The sequence below is a fragment of the Flammeovirga kamogawensis genome, from assembly GCF_018736065.1.
GTDB classification, from domain to species: Bacteria; Bacteroidota; Bacteroidia; order Cytophagales; family Flammeovirgaceae; genus Flammeovirga; species Flammeovirga kamogawensis.
Genome location: NZ_CP076131.1, coordinates 17,062 through 38,511 on the forward strand (window position 1 = coordinate 17,062; position 21,450 = coordinate 38,511).

The window sequence follows — 21,450 nt, forward strand, 5'->3', positions numbered from 1 at the left end:
AATTTAGTAATAATCTATTCAAAAAAATCAATAAACTAATGAGTAAATTAAAAGTGTTGAATATTAAAATAGCTGTTCAACTTAGACCTATACTAAGTAAATACATCATTACCTTACAAGATGAATATAAAGGGAATGAGTATTATAAGAACTTCAAAAATGAGATATTTAAGGTGAAATCTAGCCAAGTAAGTGTAATTCAAAAAATGCTAAGTGCTGAAATAGAAAAGAAAAGTGGTGATCATGATGCTGTAGAACTAAATCTTCCTAAAGATGATCATAATAGATTATACTTAGTTCTTTTGGATGTATTGAAGGAATTTAAATATCAATTTCTTAGTACTGAATTTGAAAATCTTAAAGATGTTGAAAAAACCAAAGAATATAAGGAGCTATATCTTAAGTTGAAAGGAATAATTGATGATCATTTTGGTAATGTAGAAGGTGTTTAATCATGGTTACTGACTTTGAAGTAAGTAAAGTTTATGTTTCTGATATTTTATCAAGAAAAGATGAGTTCCAACCCATTTTTGCTGAACTAAAATCAATATTAGAGAGACATAAAGTATCACTTATACGATTACCTAAAACGAAAGATATTTGGGCTAGAGACTATATGCCAGTACAGGTTTCTAATAGCAAATTTGTGGAGTTTAGATATGATCCTGATTATTTACAAGGAGCTAGAAAAGGGTATAGAAATCTAAAGTCTTATCCTGATATCATATGTGATGAAATAGGTTTATCTACTGTAAAAACGGATATCATTCTTGATGGTGGAAATATGGTGAAGTCAAAAAGAACCCTGATAATGACAGATAAAATATTTCACGAGAATCGGAATGATTATACCAAAAAGGAATTGCAGAGACAATTACATTCTTTATTTGAAATTGAAAATATCATCACAATACCACAAGATCCTCTTGATAAATATGGGCATACTGATGGTATGTTGAGGTTTATCACTGAAGATACAGTATTAGTAAACCCTTTTTATGAGAATGATAAAACAATCGTCTCTGTTTTAAATAAGACGAAGTTAAGTACAGAATTTTTAAAATATGATGTAAAAAAACTTGATAAAAGGAGTTGGGCGTATATGAACTTCTTACAAACAAAAGATCTAATTCTACTTCCTAAATTTAATATTGAAGAAGACAATTTAGCTCTTGAGCAAATGAGAAAGTTCTATCCTAATTATAAAGTTGAACAAATAGAAATGATAAACATTGTAAAGTATGGAGGTGCTTTGAATTGTATTACTTGGACAACACTATAACTAAAATGAATATGACTTCTATTGAAAAAAGATACTTTGAATTAAAGTACAATCATAAAATTAACGAGTTCTATAAAATTGATGATCTTAAGAAATGGCCTAAAGGAACAGCTAAATCAAAATATAAGAGACTAGATAACTTTTACTGTGATGAATTAGGAATAACCTTGATTGAACTTGAAAAAGTAATCAATGACTTTAAAGAATACCACCACCTTTACCAAAAGTATTTTAATGAAGATCGAAAGGAGTTTTTCGCAAACCCGAATAGGCTAATCGAATGGTTTAATAATCAAAATAATTCTTGTCACTATTGTGATATTACCCAGAAGGAGCTTCTAAAAATTGTTGAGCTAAGAGGTGGAAATATGACTTTGAATAACCTACAAAAGCGATCTAAAGGAAGTTTAGAAATAGAGAAGTTGGATTCAAATAAAGGTTATACTTTTGATAATTCTGTACTAGCTTGTCCTTTTTGTAATAACGCTAAAAGTAATCTGATTTCTGATGAAGATTGGAAGAAATACTTTTCAAAACCTATGAAGAGATATCTATTATCTCTAAATAAGAAATAAAATAATTTACTCGCTTCTCACGCACCCACACCAAGCTTCACTTCATTCCATTTGGCTAAAGCCTGCATCTCCATTCCGTTTGCGGTGGGGTACATTCGTCGCTCATTTTCTTGGTGGAGTTCGTCTAGTAACAACAAAAGAATAATGATAGCTAGGTATTCCAATATAAGACCTAAGCTATCTTAACATAATGCCGTCTTATAAAAAGCCTACGGCTATTTTTTATAAGGGCATTATGTTAAATAGCCACGCAAAGGGGCAAAAAGTCATAAATGCCTTTTCGCCCCCTTTTCGGCTGACCCGCCACTTTCCAACGCCCGACGCTCCACAATCCAAAACCAGGCAACTATTTAAATTGATAATCGAGTACTATTTTTTAGATTGTTTCCTCCCCTCCAGTGATCCAACTCCACCACAAAAGCCAATAGAAAAAATAATTTCAGTTGTAAATCTGAAAGCCTTCAATCATTTTTCTATCCGCTTTTGCTTCGCACGATGGCAGTAGATAATTTTTAAATTGTTCGTACCTCACAAATTCAAAATTACTACAGCCACTTTCTCTGACTCGCCTAACGAAAAACTCTTCGAGTATGCTTGTAGTAAACTGAAATAAAAACGGTTCCCGTTCAAACATTTCTTACCAAGCCCACCCCCCGAAAGTGTATCATTCGCATAAATTCCCAAGTCCCCCTTTTTATTAGCTATTACTTTAATTGGAAAAATAATCTGAAGTAGAAAAGGAGTATCAACAAAAGAAAGAAAAAAGTATTCTTCAAATTAAAGTTTCTAACTTTACGGGCGTATCAAAAAATATAAAGTATCATGATCAATAAACTAATCTTTCTAAGTACATTCTTACTTTTAAATATACCCGCCTTTTCTCAAATATTATGTGGATATAATTTCAAAGATATTTATGATGTTTCAAAGCTAGATACGCATTCTATCAATAAAGTATTTTATGAACCTAGACAGGCTGAATATCTTGATGTAAAAGGAAAAATACATTGTATATTCACTCAAAAAGGTGAGTTAATTAAAATTATTTTTACCTCAGAAACGTTAAATATAAATTCTTTTAAATTACAGGATTTTTTAGAAGAATATGCTAAAGATCAAATGATTACTGTAGAAGATCTTAAACAAGGAGATGAAACAAACTACATAACAGTTTCTTGTACGGATACTTTTCGATGGTACTTAGATACGCAAAGAGATTATAGTTCTGATGATTATAATAACTCGTTGGTGATTAAAGTCTTTATCTCAAATGATTCTATTTGGAATAAGCAAAGAAAGCTCAAAGGCAAAAAAACTATGTCAGACTATGAAAGAATGTGTAATTAAAACTCATTGCTTTTCAAATAATCAGTGCTTTTATTGTACTGAATACATTAATCACTACACACTGTACTAATAAATAAAACAAAAGTACCTTCTTCCTTACTCAGTGCCACACTTTCCTTTGAAACCAATTTCAAAAACAAAGTAACAAGTTTCTCAACCTGGTACTTCTGCAGAATAACACTAGATGCTAAATCATAGTGCTTTTTATCATGCTGCATAAACTTCAAGCAGATGGAATCAATAAGCTGATACAATTCATCTTTCTTGTAATTAAATGGGAGAGGACCTTTTTGTTTGATGTATAGATTCTTGGTTTTGGTGACAGTTTGTACTGATGTATTTAACGACTTAGCAATATCTCTTACGGACATTCCAAAGGCTGTATAGCTAATAATATCTTTTGTCCTTTGACTTGATATAAAGTCATTTTCTTCAATCTTCTTTCTACCAACGGTAGTTTTATTCTTTTCTAAAGTGGCAACTCTTTTACTACTACTACTAAGTGGTTTTAGCTGTTTGCTGATAAGCTCTAATATATGATCAGGGAAAGAGAAGTACTCTGTTTTAGCATCAAAGGCTGTGATATTGTACTGTTTAAATTGCATCTTGAAGAAGTACTCCAAGTAACTTTTCTTGTTGATGATATAGATTGGACTGATTTCAATTTTATTGAAGTAATGCTTTAAGTCTGCTTTGATTTCTTTCTCTCTGCTTCTGAAATCTCTGCCGGTAATACCAATCTTATGAAAGGTACTTCCATCAGCAATTACTTGAATAAAATAGAGTTTCTTAGCATCTAGGTTTTGGAGGTATTGAAGTTTATTCTCTACATCATCCAAAAAATATTTTTCTGCTTTGTCAAAGTTTTTCTGATAAGCTATTGTCTTTTGGTAAAGAGGATAGAAGTTACTAGGAAGTGGTTTGTTATCATGATAAATAAATATCTGTTTATCGTCTTCATCAATATCAACAACATTCGGTAGCCAATGGACTGATTTTTTAATTAAAAGCACCTTATGATCGAATTTCTCATATTTGAAGTGACCTTTTGTATAGTGAAACTCTTTTACGAAATCATTGAAAGTACCTATGATACGTTCGTTATCATTCTTCTTAATTACAGCATTGAAACTCTTTATTAAATCATCATTTTTCTTTGTTCTTGATAGTTTGTTGGCTTTTTGAAAGTGTTTGAATACTGATTTTACTTCTTTAGCAATGGCTTCATCTTCTTTCAATACTAGTTGTATGCCTTGGTACAGCTCAATAGAAGAGGGGATATAACTTTTAGAAAATTGTACATAGCTTCTAAATGTATTAAAGCCACCTTTATATACAGGTTTTGTTTGAGAGATAAATTTCTTATACATCTCAATCATTGTAGGACTTCCTGCAGGTGTTTCTCCTGTAATGGAAATACACGACGTACCCTTATCCTTATGTGCAAAGTGACTTTCTTTCACTCTACCACGTTTAGGAATCAGTGTTTGTCTGCAGTTGTTACAGATGAAGGAATGGCTCTTGTCTGCTTCTTCAATACTTATCAATTTCTTGATAGTTGTATCAAAAGCGTATTTAATTGTTATCATATTTATTAGTACACTATGTAATGATAAATATAATAAATTTATAGCTGTTATTATAAGATTAGTTTAATGGATCTTTCTACTTTAATTTCGAAAAAACAAAACTTCATGTAATTGATTTTTATATTCTGACTTGCCAATTTATCCACTTCAGTCTATTTTAGCTTCAAAATACGAAAGAGACGTTTGCTATAACTAGATGAAGAAATATGGATATATTATCACCTCTGAGGGAGAATTGTATTTGATTCAAGCTATCTTTTTTTTACTAACCCGCTTGAATAAAGGCTCTTCGAGATAGCTGGTATTAGTAGGATAGAAATTTGTATTTCAATTCTTTTATTAACAACTTACATACGGTTAATAAACTTCTTTTACTGGTGACTAAAACTTCAACAAAGCAAACTTATATCTCCACTAATAGTAGTGTGTTAACAATTGGATAAACGCAAAAAAATATATTGTGCAAAAAAAATATCCTACAACTTTTATGTTAGGATTTTGATGAAAACGTCTATATATCGCTTTATTCAATGAAATAAAACAGAAATAAATACAAAATATATAAGCGGTAATACGTTTGTATATTGTTATGCTGTATAATCTAGGCGAGTGCATCTGCATAGTGCACGTTGGTACTAAATTTTTATTATTCAAGCACGGGTGATTCACCCGCAGAAAGTATTAGTTATTTTGTACCTCTATACTTGAAGTCGTGCGATTCGCACGGTTTAGTAAAATTATAAATTGAAACAGGAGTGAAGTCATATCAGTGTGAAGAATTAAATTAGTAGAAAGTATATTTTTCAACACAGAATTAGTCAAAAGGCTCTTCACTTTTCAAATAAGTTATTTTTCAAAAATGGTTTTGTTTTTCAACGTTCATCAAAAATTTAGAGTTCTCTCAATTAATGATGTTCACGTTAGGTAAAACTTTTAAGTATCTGTACTTTCAGTATTCAATTTAAAATTAAAAAATACACAGCATAACAATAACTAAATTAGCATATCGGTCGACGCGCCCTCTACGCAATTTAGTCAACTCGTTATGCTGTATAATCTAGGCGAGTGCATCTGCATAATGCACGTTGGTACTAAATTTTTGTTGTTCAAGCACGGGTGATTCACCCGCAGCGAACATTGGTTATTTTGTACCTCTATATTTGCAGTCGTGCGATTCGCACGGTTTAATAAAATTATAAATTGAAACAGGAGTGAAGCTATTTCAGTCAGAAGAATTAAATTAGTAGAAAGTAAATTTTTCAACACAGAATTAGTCCAAAGGCTATTTACTTTTCAAATAATTAAAGTTTAAAAAATGGTTTTGTTTTTCAACGTCCATCATAAATTTAGAGTTATCTCAATTAATGATGTTCACGTTTGGTAAAACTTTTAAGTATCAGTACTTTCAGTATTCAATTTAAATTTAAAAAATACACAGCATAACAATAACTAAATTAGCATATCGGTCGACGCGCCCTCTACGCAATTTAGTCAAACCGTTAGGCATCATAATCAAGGCTAGTGCATCTGCATAATGCACGTAGGTACTAAATTTTTATTATTCAAGCACGGGTGATTCACCCGCAGAGAGCATTAGTTATTTTGTACCTCTATATTTGCAGTCGTGCGATTCGCACGGTTTAATAAAATTATAAATTGAAACAGGAGTGAAGCTATTTCAGTCAGAAGAATTAAATTAGGAGAAAGGAAATTTTTCAACACAGAATTAGTCAAAAGGCTATTTACTTTTCAAATAAGTACTGTTTAAAAAGATTGTTTTGTTTTTCAACGTTCATCAAAAATTTAGAGTTCTCTCAATTAATGATGTTCACGTTTGGTAAAACTTTTAAGCTTCAGTACTTTCAGTTTATAATTAGAAATTAAAAAAAATACGCTGCCTAACATCAACTAAATTAGCATATCGGTCGACGCGCCCTCTACGCAATTTAGTCAACCCGTTAGGCATTATAAAACGAAGCAAACAAAAAGATGAAAAACTTATTAATCTTAATTGTAATAATCATTATTGGTTATTTATCATACAATATCTTCATTGGAAAACGAAAAACATATCCGAAATTTGAGATGGCAGATGTATCAAAACATATGATTAAAAATGAGAAAATGAAAAATTATAATTTTCTAGTTGACATGCGTTCTGATTCTTATTTTCCATCATTCCTAGTTGATAAATGTGAAAATGTATTAATTGAATTATGCTTGAATATTGAGAAGGAGAAGCCTCAAAACCTAAAACATTTATATAAATTAACTCATTATGCAACTGACAAAATTAATAGTCTTGAAGATGAGTTCTTTGAAAATGGTAGTGAAATTGAAACAGCTGCCCGTGAAACATTTGCAATGGATTTTGGAGAAATAGCTAAAGCATATTCTTTTGAAGAAGCTAATATTGAAGATTTAATAAGTACAAGAACTTGGTGAAAAATGCCTAACATCAGCTAATCTCCATCCATCGGGTGACACACCCGCTGGCCGTAGTTTAGCAATTTCGTTATGCTGTATAATCTAGGCGAGTGCATCTGCATAATGCACGTTGGTACTAAATTTTTATTATTCAAGCACGGGTGACTCACCCGCAGAGAACATTAGTTGTTTTGTACCTCTATATTTGCAGTCGTGCGATTCGCATGGTTTAGTAAAATTATAAATTGAAACAGGAGTGAAGTCAAATCATTGTGAAGAATTAAATTAGGAGAAAGGAAATTTTTCAACACAGAATTAGTCAAAAGGCAATTCACTTTTCAAATAAGTTATTTTTCAAAAATGGTTTTGTTTTTCAACGTTCATCAAAAATTTAGAGTTCTCTCAATTAATGATGTTCACGTATGGTAAAACTTTTAAGTATCTGTACTTTCAGTATTCAATTTAAAATTAAAAAATACACAGCATAACAATAACTAAATTAGCATATCGGTCGACGCGCCCTCTACGCAATTTAGTCAACCCGTTGTGCGTCATTAAGGACAAAAAATGAATAACTATAGAAAAATCATAGATAAATTTAGGTCAAGCAAAGAGGAGTTGTTATTGATTGACTTTAGATGTATTCATAATGGAAAAGAAGCTTATGGAGAAAGTGGAGATAGAAATTACCTGAATAGGAAGAATCTAATTTTAGAATTATATGGGAAATATTTTGCAGAGGACAAACCACTAATAAAATGGCTATTACAAGAAGAGTTGAAAGGGTTTGAATTTAATATACCTGTTTACACAACAGACTTATGTGCCTTTATGCTTTATAAGTATATGACAGCTGAAGATGTTTATGATTTGTATTATGCCAAATTTGGTGCAGGTTCTGACCATCAAGCTTATGTAGATATAGAATTGATTTTTGGACTGAATATAGATGAAACTAAAACATTCTTAAAAAATGAGCATACACAAAGAGAACTGAACAATGAAATACTTGAGGCTATTGAATGGTACAAATCTAATCAAGATGCTAAATTTAGAAGTAGAAAAGAATATATTAAGTATTTCGAGACTAAAAAAATTGAAGTTATTAAGTACGACTTAGAATCATAATAATACATCTAAGGTTGTATATCATAAAACAGAACGAATAAATGAGGTATCAAGAAATACGAGCTGAATTTGATAAAGAAACAGTGACGGTGTATCAAGCATACAATAAAAATATCGCATTATCTGCAATCAGAAATAACAAGTTTGAAAAGCCATTTTCATTTAATCGAATGACTTGGATTAAACCATCTTTTCTTTGGTTAATGGAAAGAAGTAATTGGGGAAATAAATCTAATCAAGATTATATTTTAAAAATTAAGATTAAAAGAGAATGTTGGGAAAGAGCATTATCTATTGGAGTATTAACAGACCCTGACAAGCAAGTATATTCAACTGGCTATGAATGGGAAAAGCAATTTAAAGAAGCGAAAGTTCATATACAATGGGATCCAGAAAGGACTTTAAAAGGTGGAAAATTGAAAGAGAGAACTATTCAAGTAGGAATTAGTAGATATTTAATAGAAGAGTATAATAATGATTGGATTAGTGAAATAGATGACCTAACACCTATAGTAAAAAAAATGAATCAATTGCGTAGAGCTGGTAAATATAAAGAAATGAAAAGATTATTGCCTAACGAAAAATTATATCCATTAAACAAAGAAATTGAAAAGAGAATTGGTGTAAGATAACGAGCGCACAACACCACCTAAACTGCATTAAAACGCAGCTTAGCCAAAACGTTACAGGCAAGGCTGGGAAGAAATCATCGCCCATATCTAATATTCCATAGTCCATCCCAACCCGCAAACAGCACATTTACAAATCGCACAGGCTAACACACAATCCAAAATTTGTAAAAGAGCTGTTTAGTCCTATCGCACCATTACATATAAGTTATAACTTTGCAACATGAAAATTGAAGACAAACTAAAGCAAAGAGACATCAAACCAACAGCAATGCGTGAGTTGGTGTATGAAGTATTGGATAAAAACAAGAAAGCCTTAAGCCTTTATGAAATTGAAAAGCAATTTGATAATGTAGAACGCTCAACAATTTTCAGAACCCTAAAGACTTTTCAAGACCATTTGCTTATTCATAGCGTCGACGATGGTACTGGTGCAGTGAAGTATGCACTTTGCGACGATGATTGTACTTGTCAACCCGATGACCTTCATGTCCATTTCCTTTGTAACAAATGTGGACAAACCCATTGTTTGCGCGATATGTCTATTCCTAAAATGGATTTGCCGAAATCATTCTCCTTTGAAAGTGCCAATTTTGTAGTAAAGGGAACTTGCTCAAACTGCAAATGAAAACTTTGCACTACTGTTGCATGTGAATCGGCCTTAGATTTGTAGTATAATTTAAAAATCAGAACTATGGCAACATACTTATTCACTTTTTATTGCACTTTTCTTGTAGTCCTTTTTGTAATGCCAAGTTACAGAACCTACAAAAAGACAGGCATAAACCCGTTCAAATTTACTAAAGATGAAACCGCAATTAACTATGTTGGAAAAGCTTATAAAATTATCTCGGCAATAGCATTTATTACTATTACCCTAAATGCTTTTCTGCCTAGAGCAATGCAGTATTTGGCAACAATAGAATATTTAAAATCAGACATTATCGTTTGGATAGGTTTCGGTTTTTTACATCTTGCTTTTCTTGTAATTTTCATTGCTCAACGAAATATGGCTAATGAATGGCGCATTGGGATAGACGATGAAAACAAAGTAAACCTAATTACGAAAGGACTTTTTGGAATATCAAGAAATCCAATCTTTCTAGGTGTATTAATTGCATTTGTAGGAATGTTCTTGATTATTCCTAATGCTGTTACTTTTGTTATTTTGATTTCAGGTTTTATAGTAATTCAGGTTCAGGTTAGACTTGAAGAAGAGTTCTTAATAAAACAACTAGGAGAAGAATACATAGTTTATATGAATAATGTTAAACGTTGGTTAATATGAAAAAATCAAAATATCACATATCAAAGATGGATTGCCCTTCCGAAGAAAATATGATTCGAATGAAATTGGATGGATTACAAACCATCAAGAAACTTGAATTTGATATAGAAAACCGAAACCTTACTGTATTTCATTCAGAGGAAAATAAAGAAATATTATCTCGTTTAGAGGCATTGAACTTTGGTGCAAAACTAACTGAATCAGATTCTATTCCTGATGATGAGGTAGTTTTAGAAGAATCCAATGTGCAGTCAAAACTACTTTGGTCAGTATTAATAATCAATTTTGCATTCTTTATTATTGAAATGACTACAGGATTGTTTTCAAAGTCAATGGGTTTGGTAGCTGATTCCTTGGATATGTTAGCCGATTCCTTTGTATATGGATTAAGCCTTTGGGCAGTTGGTTCAACAGTTATAAGAAAAAAGAAAGTTGCTCGTTGGAGTGGGTATTTTCAATTATCGCTTGCCCTTTTGGGTATAATAGAAGTTGTAAGGAGATTCATAGGTTCTGAAGAAATGCCAGATTATCGAATTATGATTGGTGTATCAATTTTTGCGTTAATAGCTAATGGATTTTGCTTGTATTTACTCCAAAAATCAAAAAGCAACGAAGCTCACATGAAAGCAAGTATGATTTTCACCTCGAATGATGTGATTATTAATTCTGGAGTAATCCTAGCAGGTGTATTAGTTTTACTCACACAATCCAAATATCCCGACTTAATTATTGGTTCAGTAGTTTTTATTATTGTTGTTCGTGGAGCAATTAGAATTTTAAAACTAGGAAAATAATGAAACCAATTAATATAAAATCAACAAATTGACTACAGAAAGTGGGAACTTTAATGAATTATTGATTTATAGGAATATCTTGCAATTTTTATTTTCAGCTAACCAACGCTATTGCAGGCACATTGGCTAAGCCTCACAAGGCAAACCCACTTCCAAAGCTTACCAAAGAGCCTGCAATCTCCGCCGCTCACATTAGCATTAGTGTTCCAATGTGTCAGATTTTCATAAAGCCCAGCCTGTAACAACATATAAAAATAATGCGGGCAAAATAAGGCTTGCAACGGTTCATCTATTTGCTATCTTTGGTAACATAATTAATAAGTTAATGCGCTTAAACCCGCACTATTCTTATATAAACGTTACCTGCAATGTAACCAAAATAATGAAATGAAGTACTACATAATTATCTTAATCTCTATTTTGACATTGTCGTGCCAAACAAAACAGAACAATACAGAAAACAGCAAAATTGATTTATTATTTGAGAGTAATTTTGAGCATAGTTTAATATCTCGTGGAAACAATTTCCCTGACTTTCAATATAAAAAAGATAGTATGGACTTCTTCTTAATTTCCTTACACCAAAATATTCCAATTTCGGATTTTAAGAAAAGAGCAAAACTTACAGATAACCAAATCAATAAAATTAAAAAGTTATTAGAAACTAAAAATTGGCTTCATTATACTAATGGAAAACCAAAGCCAAGTGTCTTTATTGCCACACAGAAAGATGGAGAAAAACTATTTAAAAGTTCAATTCCTATTGCAAATAAAGTTGTTGGAGAAATACAAAAAGAATTACCCGATATTAAATTGAAATTTAACGAAACTGAAATTTCTAAAACTCAAGATTTTGAAAAATGGTCATTCCTGATTTTAAGTAATGTATTACTTGATTCTTGGCAAATTGATAATGTGGAAAAATATTACTTAAATAAAGAAAAACGACCAAACAGACACGGAAAAAATTATTACTATAGCATAATGGAAAATACTGACAAAAACCGTGAAACTTTTGGAATATATGGAAATCAATACGAGGAAATAAACGGAAAATCAATTAGTATATATGGAAATAATAGATTAAATATTTCGTTAAAGCAATCCGAAAATGAAATTTCAAAATCAGACAATGAAATCTTCAGTAAAATTGCGAGTGATTTTAAACCAAAATTGATAGATATTCTTAATTCAGAGGACAATTACATTAGAAAAACATATAAGGAAACAGGTTACCAAAAGGAAATAACATTTGAGGAATTTTTTATTTGGTGGTATCATTTTATGTATACTATGGCAACAAAGATAATGAGTGATAATAATATGTTGAAAATCCCTGATAGTGGAAATTTTGAATATCAAATAGAGGAATAAATACAGTAGGTAATCGAGTAGACCGCCCCGTCAGTAAAAACTGACAGGGAGAGCCTTGCACACCACCTTTAGATTAGCAATTGAGTATATTTTATTAAATTTTAAAAATTGAGGTGAACTATTCACACCACTAAGCTTTAGGCTCATGTACGGAGGTTGGCTACTTTTTGATAATCTTCACCCATAACACCAGTTATGGGTAATACTCAGCACAACACAAGTTGTGCAGAATACTATAAACCAGAGGCATTGCTTTTCAAACAAGCAGTGCCTTTGTTGTATATAAAAACTATTTGATTCAATTATCTCATTAAGAACTTTCTGTTAGCTTTTTGAAGTTCGTAGCTCTAGGTCCAACGCCTACGCTCAAAAGGGTAGAGGATAGCTTCTATTACTTTTAAAGTTCAGTATATCTCTCAACCCTTTTGCCAACTCGCCATTGATGTAACGGCCACCACAAAAGCCAATAGAAAAAATAATCTCAGTTGTAAAGCTGAAAGTCTTCAATCATTTTTCTATCCGCTTTTGTTCCGCACATTGCAGTGGTCAGTAAAAAACACTTCCGCAGGCTACAGTAATTTTTACAGTTCACAGCAATCTTCCCTCGGCTGATGATTTTCAAGTATGCGTAGTAGTAACTTTTGAAAGGGTGGTGTTCGTATATATAAGTTCGTTTTGTGAAACTATATTAGTGTTTTTTGAGATAGGGGCAAAGTACATCTGCAAGGTCTTCTGCTAAATTGCCCGTTCCTTCGTAAAGCAAAACAAAAAAGCTAGTCCACACCTTCCACACAAGCAAACTCCTAACTCCCCAAGTGCTCCAAAAGATGGTCACTAAACAAAGGGCATACAAGAGTGTATAAACTCCTGTCGTCGCTCTTGTATGCCCTTTATTTACTGCCCTAGTATCTTTTGCACTTGGGGGCGTTAGGGGCTTGCTTTAAGTGTGGGGTGCGGGCTAGCTTTTTTTATCGTTTCGCTTTACTCATCCACTACATTCTTAATTAGGGGCGAGTGGGGGCGTGGTCTACCAAATTTTCCTCTTATCTCCTAATTTAGGTGTTCTAAAATAGAATAAAAAAAGCTAACTTTTGTCATGTAAAATACTGTATTTCAGCTAGTTAATTACATTTAAAATCACTATATTAGTATAACGAAATAAGGGAAGACGTTCTCTTATTGTAAAGGGTAGCTCCCTTATTTTATATTTTTTATATCACAAAAAAAGCAATAAAACTACGTCGCCAAACACCGTTTTACTGCTTTTAAATCTTTCAATTTATGCAATCTATTCATTTTTCAGCGATTGAGCAAATAGGCTCTCGCATTATTCCTTATGTGGCTTATGCTGTAGCTTCTTATCAGCATCTAAAATCGAAGACTTACAAAGAATTGAAAACACCTGGTAATGTCTGGGCTTCTGAACAAATCGGTTTTACTCCAGAGTCTTCAGATATGCCACTGGCTAGAGATTTAGCCTTATACTACTTTTCAGAGATGAAATCTTTGTTTTCTCATCATCCTATAGCACTTCTACAAGCTAAAAAAACTATCGCTTTTACTATTTCGTTGCATCGTATCGAGTTAGAACGTAAGCATAAAGCAGCTATTAAAATCAATCAAATGTGCCCGTTACCTGTGCCAGAAGATTATAAAAAATCAGAGGTAGAATATTCAAACCTTCCTTTTTAATATCCTCCTTTAAGTTTATTTGCCCCATTCTTTGGGTGGGGCGTTCTTTCATTTTTCGATTCAAAAAATTTCATGGATTCATATAACGGTTTTAACCTTTATAATGGTTATGCGGGTACGCAAGACCAAAACGGGCAGATTATCAAAGACACTCCATTTTTAAATTGGTTGGTGACTTTACATCTTAGCAATACAGAAGTTATAGCAACAAAATGCATAAAAATTGTAGATCGCTACCAAGAGCAGAAAGCAAAAAGATCGTTGCAATATTTTGTGACAGATCGCTTGAAAGGAGTAAATACTCACTTAGTAAGGGAGGAAAAAGAAGCTTTTCAGCTTCTTAAAGAAGATCTAAAACAAAACAATCTTACTATTCATCAGGTCAATTGGTCGGAGGTTTACGACAGTTTCAAAGAATAGTAATTTTCATTCTTCTTTTTCAGCCTACAGCTTTCGGCTGTGGTGCTGAGTTTCTAAATTTTTCTACTTCTCATTTTTAAATTTTCACAGCAATGAAAATCATTAACCATAATCATGGTAAAGCGGTTGTTTTCGCTTCTGGTGTTATCGTAGTTAAGTTATCTGCTGATTATTATAAGTTTTATGCTACTCAGTTTAAAAGCTTTAAGCTGACAAAATCAGCCATCAAAACAGCAAGAAAAACGCACTCAGTACGTGATAAAGAAAATGTTTCTTTTTCTGATGTTATTAATATCGGTTTAGAGTATTTCAAAGGGGTACATCAAGTAAGGTGGGACCACCTTTTGCAAAATCAGAGTGCTATTTTAGATCTTATAAAGAACTATGTTCTTGCAGAGGAAAGTAGTTCAAAGAGTGAAACGGAACAGCCTAAAGAAACACTCGAAGCAGAAGAAATCCAAGGCATTCAGCAAATAAGTGTTGTGCTAACTGAAGCACCGCAGAGCCTTAACGGTAAGCACTAGAATTCAATAAAAATAACGATTCATAATTAGGTAGTAACTGCCGTTGGCAGTTGCTGCTATTCTCTAACATTTCTCAAAAAATACAATCACATGGTTTTAATATTAAAAGGTCAAGAACATAAAATGACCATCATCGAACATGAGCTTTTTTTAGTGGGCCTAGAAGACGATACAGACGAGCAGAACGATACAGGTCATATTTTCTTTACAGTGCTTATCAATGAGCAAGAATTTTTTGTAAAGGTCAAATTTTCTATTGGCTATAACGTGAAAAGTTCTCCAGGTTCTTATTGGGTTCCACCTTCAAGGGAAATTACTTTTTCGGGTGTTGAGTTTGATTTTAACGACATCAATTTTCTAAAGGAAGAGAAGGACCAAATTAAGGATAAAGTGAAGCTAAATAGCTATACAATAGGTATGCGTAAACTTATTGTGAAGCGTTGCGAGGAGATCCAAAATGATCCTTATGAGTTCTTTGATATTAGAGAATATCATGGCTAAAAACAGTTTGTAATTTCTTAACGCTCCCAGAAATGGGAGCACCTTTCAATTTTCTAAAAACACAAAAACAATAATTCATCATGACAACGAAAAATGTAACAGCAAAAGTAGTTAAGGCTACAAAAGATACAGCTATAGAGAAAGAAGTAATTGCAGTAAATGACCTTCCAGAGGTGAAGTATTATGAGGGTGCTCCTTTGCAATATAGAGCAGATTGTAAGAACGGTAAATTCAATATCAATGGCCGTAAAGAGGTTGGTGATAATTTGGTAATTACGCCTATTGCATGGCGGTTTTTTACGGATGATATTCTTGGAATGGGAAAAAAGAACTGGGTGGAGCTATTTTTTATCAACGAACAAAATTGCTTATCTGCAATCATGTTTCATGGCTACAGTCGTGAAAACTTGGAGAATTTGGCTTCGGACCTCTTTTACACTGATGTTACTCTTGGAGACATCAATCTAACAATCAGTTTTGAGAAGAAGCAAAATAAGTCAGTGAAAAGCACGTATTATATTGCCTCTTTTGAGTTTGATGTAGTGGATGAAGAAGATAGAAAAATCTTGAAAGAACGTATTGAGGGCTTAAAAATATTTAGAAGAGAGACGTTAAATGAAGATTGTGATTTTCAATCAACGGAGAATTTCTTCAACCCGCACTTTGTGGAAGAAGCACAGGCAATCGATGTAAAAGTTGATAATAATTAATAGGGGATAATAGAATGGGGGGAGCACTTTGCTCTTCCTATTTTTTCACTTCAAAAACTAAAATTATAAGATGAATAATCAAGAATCATTAATAGCACAGCAGTTGGATGAATACAACGAAAATTTATACCAACAGATGAATATTCCAAAGGTGAGAACTTTTGAAATGAGAGATAAGGATTACAGGAATCATCCTGCAATTTCTAATTCTGATTTATCGGTGGCAAAGAAAATTATTGAAGGGAAACCGATCACTAAGAATACTAAAGCTTTCAGGAAAGGAAGGTTTATTCATGAAGCTATCCTGGAGCCGTTGAAATGGGAAAAGACGAAAATATTTATTCCTACGGTGGAGAAAGTTGAGGTAGAAGAGATCGCTAATATTGTTTTGAATAATCCTGTTTTTAGTGAGTTACTTTCTCGTGGGTATTGGAAGTTTGAACAGTGTGTTTTTTGGGAAGATCCAGTAACAGGAATTTCTTGTAAGGCGAAAATGGATATGCATTTGGGTGATCTAATTATAGGTGACTTGAAGACAACAAGAAGAGAAAGTCATGAAGACTTTTTAAAGGATGCAATGACGTTTGATTATGATAAGCAGGTAGCATTTTATAGCACTCCTTTTCATGCGAAGCTCTTTTTATTGATTGGTGTTTCTAAAGGGAAGGATACTTTGGGTGAACTGTTTATTGAAGAGATACCGCAAAAGAGTGAATGGATGGTTACAGGTATGCAAAAGGTTGTTGAGTTGATGAAGGCTATAAATTCTGATGCTAGTCTTTTAAAGGCGGTGTACGAGGCTAGAAAATAGGTAGACAAGAAACGATTTATGATAATGGAATATAGAGTAAATAACAACGTATCATTTAAAAATAAATTGATAATAGCAGGTACAAGAAGCTTTAAGGATCATGCTTTATTGGATAGCTATACTAAGGAATTTACAGCGGTTTTTAATCTTTATGCTTTAAATACGGAGTTGGTTTCTGGAGGAGGGAAAGGAGCTGATGAAATAGGGGAGGAATTTGGTAGAAGGTACGGTTTTAATGTGAAGCGGTTTCTTCCAGATTGGTCTGTTGGTAAAAAGGCGGGTCCTATGCGAAATCGTCAGATGGCGGAGTATGCTACGCACTTGATTTGTTTTTGGGATGGCGTAAGTCCAGGTACTAAAAATATGATGCAGTTAGCAAAGAGATACAATCTTACTTTTTGGGTAATTAATTATAAGACATTGGCGATTGTAAATGAAAATAGGCCGTTGAGGTTTATGGAATAAGTGTTGTGATATAATATGTTTTAGAGTCTATTTTCTTATGAAGGTAGGCTCTTTTTTATGTCTAAATTCCACTTTTTTTATATAAAATTCGTTAGCTTTAGTTTTTCAAAGCTAAAACTAACGAATACAAAATGAACAAGTTTACATTATTTTTAATGTTGATTATTAGTTATACTACATCAGCTCAAACCCTAACTGAAATTTTCATTAACATCCCCTCTGAAATATCAGGTAATCTCACTGCTGAAGAACAAAGAACTATTTTGCAAAAGCTTGATGATAATTCCATATCATTTTACAAAAACAGTATTACCAATGAAATTTCTATGATGGATGATAGCGATATTGATTTAGAAGATTATGGTATTATGGGATATTATTTAAACCCTTTTTTACCTAAAAACGGTTATTACAAAATAACACAAGCGATACCACTTTCTCAAGGAGTAGATTTTGAAAATGTCTGTTATTGGAATTTAGATAATGGATCAAAACTAGTTGCTAAAGTTTCTTGTTTTGGATCTTATTGTTGTGGTCCAATACCCGAAAATATCACTTTTTACAATTATAAAAATCTTCGTTTTGAAAAATTAGAAACCGAAGATATCTTTCCATCACCAACCTATGAAGATATTGTTGATATAGAAAAAATGAAACAAGATGGTCATGACCCTGAAAAATATAAAGACTTTATTTTACCCAAAATCAATAACAATTACGAACTTCCTATACAGGGAAAAAATATCACCATTGCCATTGAAGTTTATGATTATCTTGAAGAAGAATCAGAGATGTATTACATTGTGGAGCCCTATATTAAAGGAGCTATCACCTACCTTTGGAAGGATGGGCATTTTGAAATTGAGAAATAAAAACAACTATTTTCTACTTTCTTTAATAGAGCTCCCTTTATCCTGCCTATGGCCATATACCAGATGAAAGTATAACCAATTCATTTTGTTGTATATAGCAACTTTAATTAATATTTTCCTTGTTGCGCAATGAATGACGATGTTCCTGCACAGCACATATAAGGAATTATATGTACCATGCTTTAAACACTGCTCATACATGAATGTATAAGCAATGTTGGTTGCTTTGTGGTTAATTGATAGTTGGCCTTTTCTCTCGTTCGGAGTTTTGGTTACTTTCCCCACCCACCGGAGAGTTTTGTACTCGTGTTAGTGGGGTGGTGGGCCCTTGGTGTAAGAATGATGGAGGGACTTCTTTTGCTGACGAAGGTATATTATAAATGTTATAACATTTCACTATATTTGTTATAACATTAAATAATTAAGATATGAAGGTTATAGAGACAAAAATTAAATCATTCGGCAACAGTAAAGGAATAATTATCCCTTCTCGTATGATTAAAAGATTGGGTTTTTTAGAAGATGTAATTATTACTGAAGATTCTAATGGGATTCGCATAACTAATAACTCTAAAGATCACGCATACCTCTTAAAGAAGAAAATAGAACAGCTTAGAAAGTCTAAGGCTGAAATATTTAAGACAATGAATCAAGAGATTAGAGATATGACCAAAGAGGAACATGATACTTTAGACAATGATCTTGAAAATTTCAATGATTTTGACATACTCGAAGACAATGAATAGAGGTGAAATTTGGAATGTAAACTTTAATCCTGCAAACGGAGATGAGATACAGAAAACAAGACCTGCTATAATAATTAGTAGTGATGAGATAAAAGGTTTAAAACTTAAGGCAATAATACCAATATTAGAAGTACGTAAACCTCAGTCAAGGCATATTAAAATTATTAAGTCTAAATCGAATGGTTTAGCAAAGGATAGCCATGCAGATACTTTTCAGATAAAAAGTGTGAGTACTGACCGTTTTGTTAAAAAAATGGGAGTACTTACAGAAGAAGAGTTAGCAGATATTGGAGCAATGGCTATGCTTGTATTAGGTCTACTATAGTAGACACCCAAATTACCATCATAATCTAAAAGTGTGTGGATTTTGATATCTCCTTTAGTGGTTTTGTATTTCGCCCAATTGTAAAGGTTTAAACACAAACTAATGGTTGAAGAATCCAATAGGAATATCTTATATTTTATACGGAATTTAGTTTGCTTAAAGCTTGCTTGCTACCCTCATTGAATAAGTAGCTTATAATAATACTCCCTAAACAAAATCTAATCTCGGTTCTTGTTTTGCTAACTAATCGTTGATTTAGATGGAGACATTTGTATACCTAAATGATTAAGATTACCAGTTGCTGACCTCAAACCATTACTGATATCACGAATAGTTTGACTTTTTGCAAATTGACAAAAAAGCATTGAGACCAAGTGAGTCCAACTTGTAAAGCCTTTTTTTTGTTTATCAGGGTTGTTCCGGATACGTGCAAAAACGGCAAGAGCTAATATAATAAACATTAGATCAAATTTTTAACAGGATTAAAATTCGGTATATTATTTAAATTAAGTACAAATTCTCCATATATTCTGATACGCTCCCTCATATAAGGACTTAACCCTTCCAACATTTCATCAGTAATGACTACCCCTTCTTTTTAGATGAAATGAAGATAATACAATTGTAAAATAAGTAGCATGTTGATTTTTTCAACATCCAATTTTGGGTTGAGTAAAATTAAAAGTATGCGTTTTTGATAGTGTTAGGGGTGTTTTGTCATTTTTGCGCTTATCAGGAACGCGGGTGTCTTAGGGGTAAAATGCTGAGTGGCCTTTCACCGTTGGTATGATGGAGGGAGCTCTTAATGCAGCCTAAAGTTGCAATTGTTATTAGAATTCAAGATTTCAATTCCTAGTTCATATGGTCAATTTAGCTTATTTATAAGCTTGTATTTTTCGTAATGAAGAAGGAGGATATCCAAAATGTTGTTTAAAAACTCTGCTCATATGTGCCACATGACTAAAGCCTAAGTCTGCCGCAATATTTGTAAGGCTTTCATCTGAATGCTGGACTTTTTGCCTTACCATTTCTACCTTCTGAAGATTATAAAATTTTAATACTGGCATTTTATATACATACTTAAATAAACGATGAATTTTGGAGATACTCATTCCATATTCTATACTCAAATCATCTAATCTCGGTAGACTATCTATATTAGACAATATCTGATCTTTTATAGATAAAATAACCTTTAAGTCTATAGAATGTATTTTCTTCTGAATATTACTAGGATTTTCTGCTTCTAATTGTTCGGTAATGACACTTATAATATCTAAGGATTTGGAAAAAGGGATAATCTTTCGTCCTTGCTCGGAGAAGCCATGATTAAAAATGGTTTTTATATAACCTTCAATTTCACTATTTAGAGGAAGGTAATGTATCCATGGGTTCGGATCTTCAATTAGCTGGCTTAATTTAAAATCTTTTCTGGTCACAAATTTATAATATAAGTCTTGAGGGAATTTGATCACAATCCATCGGTTATTAATTCCTTTAGGATATTCAATTTCAAAGTGCTGATTCGAATTATAGATAAAAATACCGCTGCTATTAAATTCATTAGCATTTTTGATGTTTAGTATGCTTCCTGAAAATCCTATTCGAATATAAATATAATTGATATCCGATTTTGGCATTTGAATAAACGTTATAGGCTGAAAGGTAGTTGCTTCACATAACTCCACAGAAATTACATCAAAAAAAGAAAATAATTTTAGATGGAGTTTAAGTACCTCGTTATCGACATTTAATGTTTCTCCATCCCAAGTTCCATTGTATTGATCAGCAAGGTATTTGTAATTGTTAGATGTTTTTACATCTGTAAATTTTATGGTTGCGCTTAAAGTTGTATTAGGCATATAAAGAGTATTTATCAATTAAACTAGATGTTCGTATCAAGAGTAAAAATAAGCATATTATCCCAACAACGAATTTTAAAAGCATTTCA

At 32.3% G+C, this 21,450-nt stretch carries 24 protein-coding genes; 21 read left to right on the top strand and 3 right to left on the bottom strand.

Going from position 1 to position 21,450, the window contains the following annotated elements; genetic code table 11:
- Positions 1–38 precede the first annotated feature (38 nt).
- From KM029_RS26710 to KM029_RS26725, 4 genes are all read left to right on the top strand, one after another.
- Positions 39–452, top strand: coding sequence for a hypothetical protein (locus tag KM029_RS26710; protein WP_144077369.1), 414 nt, complete (start codon positions 39–41; stop codon positions 450–452).
- Between the two features lie 2 nt (positions 453–454).
- Positions 455–1,282: an agmatine deiminase family protein gene (locus KM029_RS26715; protein WP_144077368.1), complete on the top strand. Its 828-nt coding sequence runs from the start codon at positions 455–457 to the stop codon at positions 1,280–1,282.
- A gap of 11 nt (positions 1,283–1,293) precedes the next feature.
- Positions 1,294–1,857 carry a hypothetical protein gene (locus KM029_RS26720; RefSeq protein ID WP_144077367.1) on the top strand — a complete coding sequence of 188 codons (564 nt, stop codon included), beginning with the start codon at positions 1,294–1,296 and terminating at the stop codon, positions 1,855–1,857.
- 822 nt (positions 1,858–2,679) lie between these two features.
- A complete protein-coding gene (locus KM029_RS26725) occupies positions 2,680–3,204 on the top strand; it encodes a hypothetical protein (protein WP_144077366.1) in 525 nt (174 codons plus the stop codon).
- Between the two features lie 47 nt (positions 3,205–3,251).
- Here KM029_RS26725 and KM029_RS26730 read toward each other — a convergent pair whose 3' ends face one another.
- Positions 3,252–4,793, bottom strand: a complete 1,542-nt coding sequence (locus KM029_RS26730; RefSeq protein ID WP_144077365.1) for a competence protein CoiA family protein — start codon at positions 4,791–4,793, stop codon at positions 3,252–3,254.
- Positions 4,794–6,782: 1,989 nt separating this feature from the next.
- On the opposite strand from KM029_RS26730, the gene KM029_RS26735 reads away from it, so the two are divergent.
- From KM029_RS26735 to KM029_RS26815, 17 genes are all read left to right on the top strand, one after another.
- A complete protein-coding gene (locus KM029_RS26735; RefSeq protein ID WP_215586368.1) occupies positions 6,783–7,238 on the top strand; it encodes a DUF5713 family protein in 456 nt (151 codons plus the stop codon).
- A 549-nt stretch (positions 7,239–7,787) separates the two neighbouring features.
- Positions 7,788–8,348 carry a hypothetical protein gene (locus KM029_RS26740; RefSeq protein ID WP_144077364.1) on the top strand — a complete coding sequence of 187 codons (561 nt, stop codon included), beginning with the start codon at positions 7,788–7,790 and terminating at the stop codon, positions 8,346–8,348.
- Between the two features lie 41 nt (positions 8,349–8,389).
- The gene (locus KM029_RS26745) at positions 8,390–8,980 is read left to right on the top strand and encodes a DUF4291 domain-containing protein (RefSeq protein WP_144077363.1); all 591 of its coding nucleotides are present in this window, start codon (positions 8,390–8,392) and stop codon (positions 8,978–8,980) included.
- Between the two features lie 220 nt (positions 8,981–9,200).
- Entirely contained in the window at positions 9,201–9,605 is a 405-nt protein-coding gene (locus tag KM029_RS26750) for a Fur family transcriptional regulator (protein ID WP_144077362.1), read from the top strand.
- A gap of 66 nt (positions 9,606–9,671) precedes the next feature.
- Positions 9,672–10,265, top strand: a complete 594-nt coding sequence (locus KM029_RS26755; protein ID WP_144077361.1) for a methyltransferase family protein — start codon at positions 9,672–9,674, stop codon at positions 10,263–10,265.
- Positions 10,262–11,059, top strand: coding sequence for a cation diffusion facilitator family transporter (locus KM029_RS26760; protein ID WP_144077360.1), 798 nt, complete (start codon positions 10,262–10,264; stop codon positions 11,057–11,059). Before KM029_RS26755 ends, KM029_RS26760 begins: the two co-directional genes overlap by 4 nt.
- Positions 11,060–11,446: 387 nt before the next feature.
- A complete protein-coding gene (locus tag KM029_RS26765; protein WP_184679537.1) occupies positions 11,447–12,433 on the top strand; it encodes a hypothetical protein in 987 nt (328 codons plus the stop codon).
- A gap of 1,281 nt (positions 12,434–13,714) precedes the next feature.
- Positions 13,715–14,125 (top strand): hypothetical protein, encoded by a 411-nt coding sequence (locus KM029_RS26770; RefSeq protein WP_144077404.1) that lies wholly within the window; start codon positions 13,715–13,717, stop codon positions 14,123–14,125.
- Positions 14,126–14,197: 72 nt separating this feature from the next.
- Positions 14,198–14,545 (top strand): hypothetical protein, encoded by a 348-nt coding sequence (locus KM029_RS26775; RefSeq protein WP_144077403.1) that lies wholly within the window; start codon positions 14,198–14,200, stop codon positions 14,543–14,545.
- A 92-nt stretch (positions 14,546–14,637) separates the two neighbouring features.
- Entirely contained in the window at positions 14,638–15,069 is a 432-nt protein-coding gene (locus tag KM029_RS26780) for a hypothetical protein (protein WP_144077402.1), read from the top strand.
- A gap of 123 nt (positions 15,070–15,192) precedes the next feature.
- Complete coding sequence (locus tag KM029_RS26785) at positions 15,193–15,570, top strand: hypothetical protein (protein WP_144077401.1); 378 nt, start codon at positions 15,193–15,195, stop codon at positions 15,568–15,570.
- An 80-nt stretch (positions 15,571–15,650) separates the two neighbouring features.
- On the top strand, positions 15,651–16,280 hold the full coding sequence (locus tag KM029_RS26790; RefSeq protein ID WP_144077400.1) for a hypothetical protein: 630 nt from the start codon (positions 15,651–15,653) through the stop codon (positions 16,278–16,280).
- Between the two features lie 70 nt (positions 16,281–16,350).
- Positions 16,351–17,091 (top strand): PD-(D/E)XK nuclease-like domain-containing protein, encoded by a 741-nt coding sequence (locus tag KM029_RS26795; protein WP_144077399.1) that lies wholly within the window; start codon positions 16,351–16,353, stop codon positions 17,089–17,091.
- A 24-nt stretch (positions 17,092–17,115) separates the two neighbouring features.
- A complete protein-coding gene (locus KM029_RS26800; RefSeq protein WP_158631279.1) occupies positions 17,116–17,556 on the top strand; it encodes an SLOG family protein in 441 nt (146 codons plus the stop codon).
- Positions 17,557–17,687: 131 nt separating this feature from the next.
- The gene (locus tag KM029_RS26805; RefSeq protein WP_144077397.1) at positions 17,688–18,428 is read left to right on the top strand and encodes a hypothetical protein; all 741 of its coding nucleotides are present in this window, start codon (positions 17,688–17,690) and stop codon (positions 18,426–18,428) included.
- Positions 18,429–18,856: 428 nt separating this feature from the next.
- A complete protein-coding gene (locus tag KM029_RS26810; protein ID WP_144077396.1) occupies positions 18,857–19,174 on the top strand; it encodes an AbrB/MazE/SpoVT family DNA-binding domain-containing protein in 318 nt (105 codons plus the stop codon).
- On the top strand, positions 19,167–19,499 hold the full coding sequence (locus tag KM029_RS26815; protein ID WP_158631278.1) for a type II toxin-antitoxin system PemK/MazF family toxin: 333 nt from the start codon (positions 19,167–19,169) through the stop codon (positions 19,497–19,499). The genes KM029_RS26810 and KM029_RS26815 overlap by 8 nt, the downstream gene beginning before the upstream one ends.
- 239 nt (positions 19,500–19,738) lie before the next feature.
- On the opposite strand, the gene KM029_RS27110 is transcribed toward KM029_RS26815, so the two are convergent.
- Together KM029_RS27110 and KM029_RS26825 are read right to left on the bottom strand one after the other, a co-directional pair.
- On the bottom strand, positions 19,739–19,960 hold the full coding sequence (locus tag KM029_RS27110; protein WP_144077394.1) for a DUF4372 domain-containing protein: 222 nt from the start codon (positions 19,958–19,960) through the stop codon (positions 19,739–19,741).
- Between the two features lie 414 nt (positions 19,961–20,374).
- Positions 20,375–21,361: a helix-turn-helix domain-containing protein gene (locus tag KM029_RS26825; RefSeq protein ID WP_144077393.1), complete on the bottom strand. Its 987-nt coding sequence runs from the start codon at positions 21,359–21,361 to the stop codon at positions 20,375–20,377.
- Between the last annotated feature and the right edge of the window lie 89 nt (positions 21,362–21,450).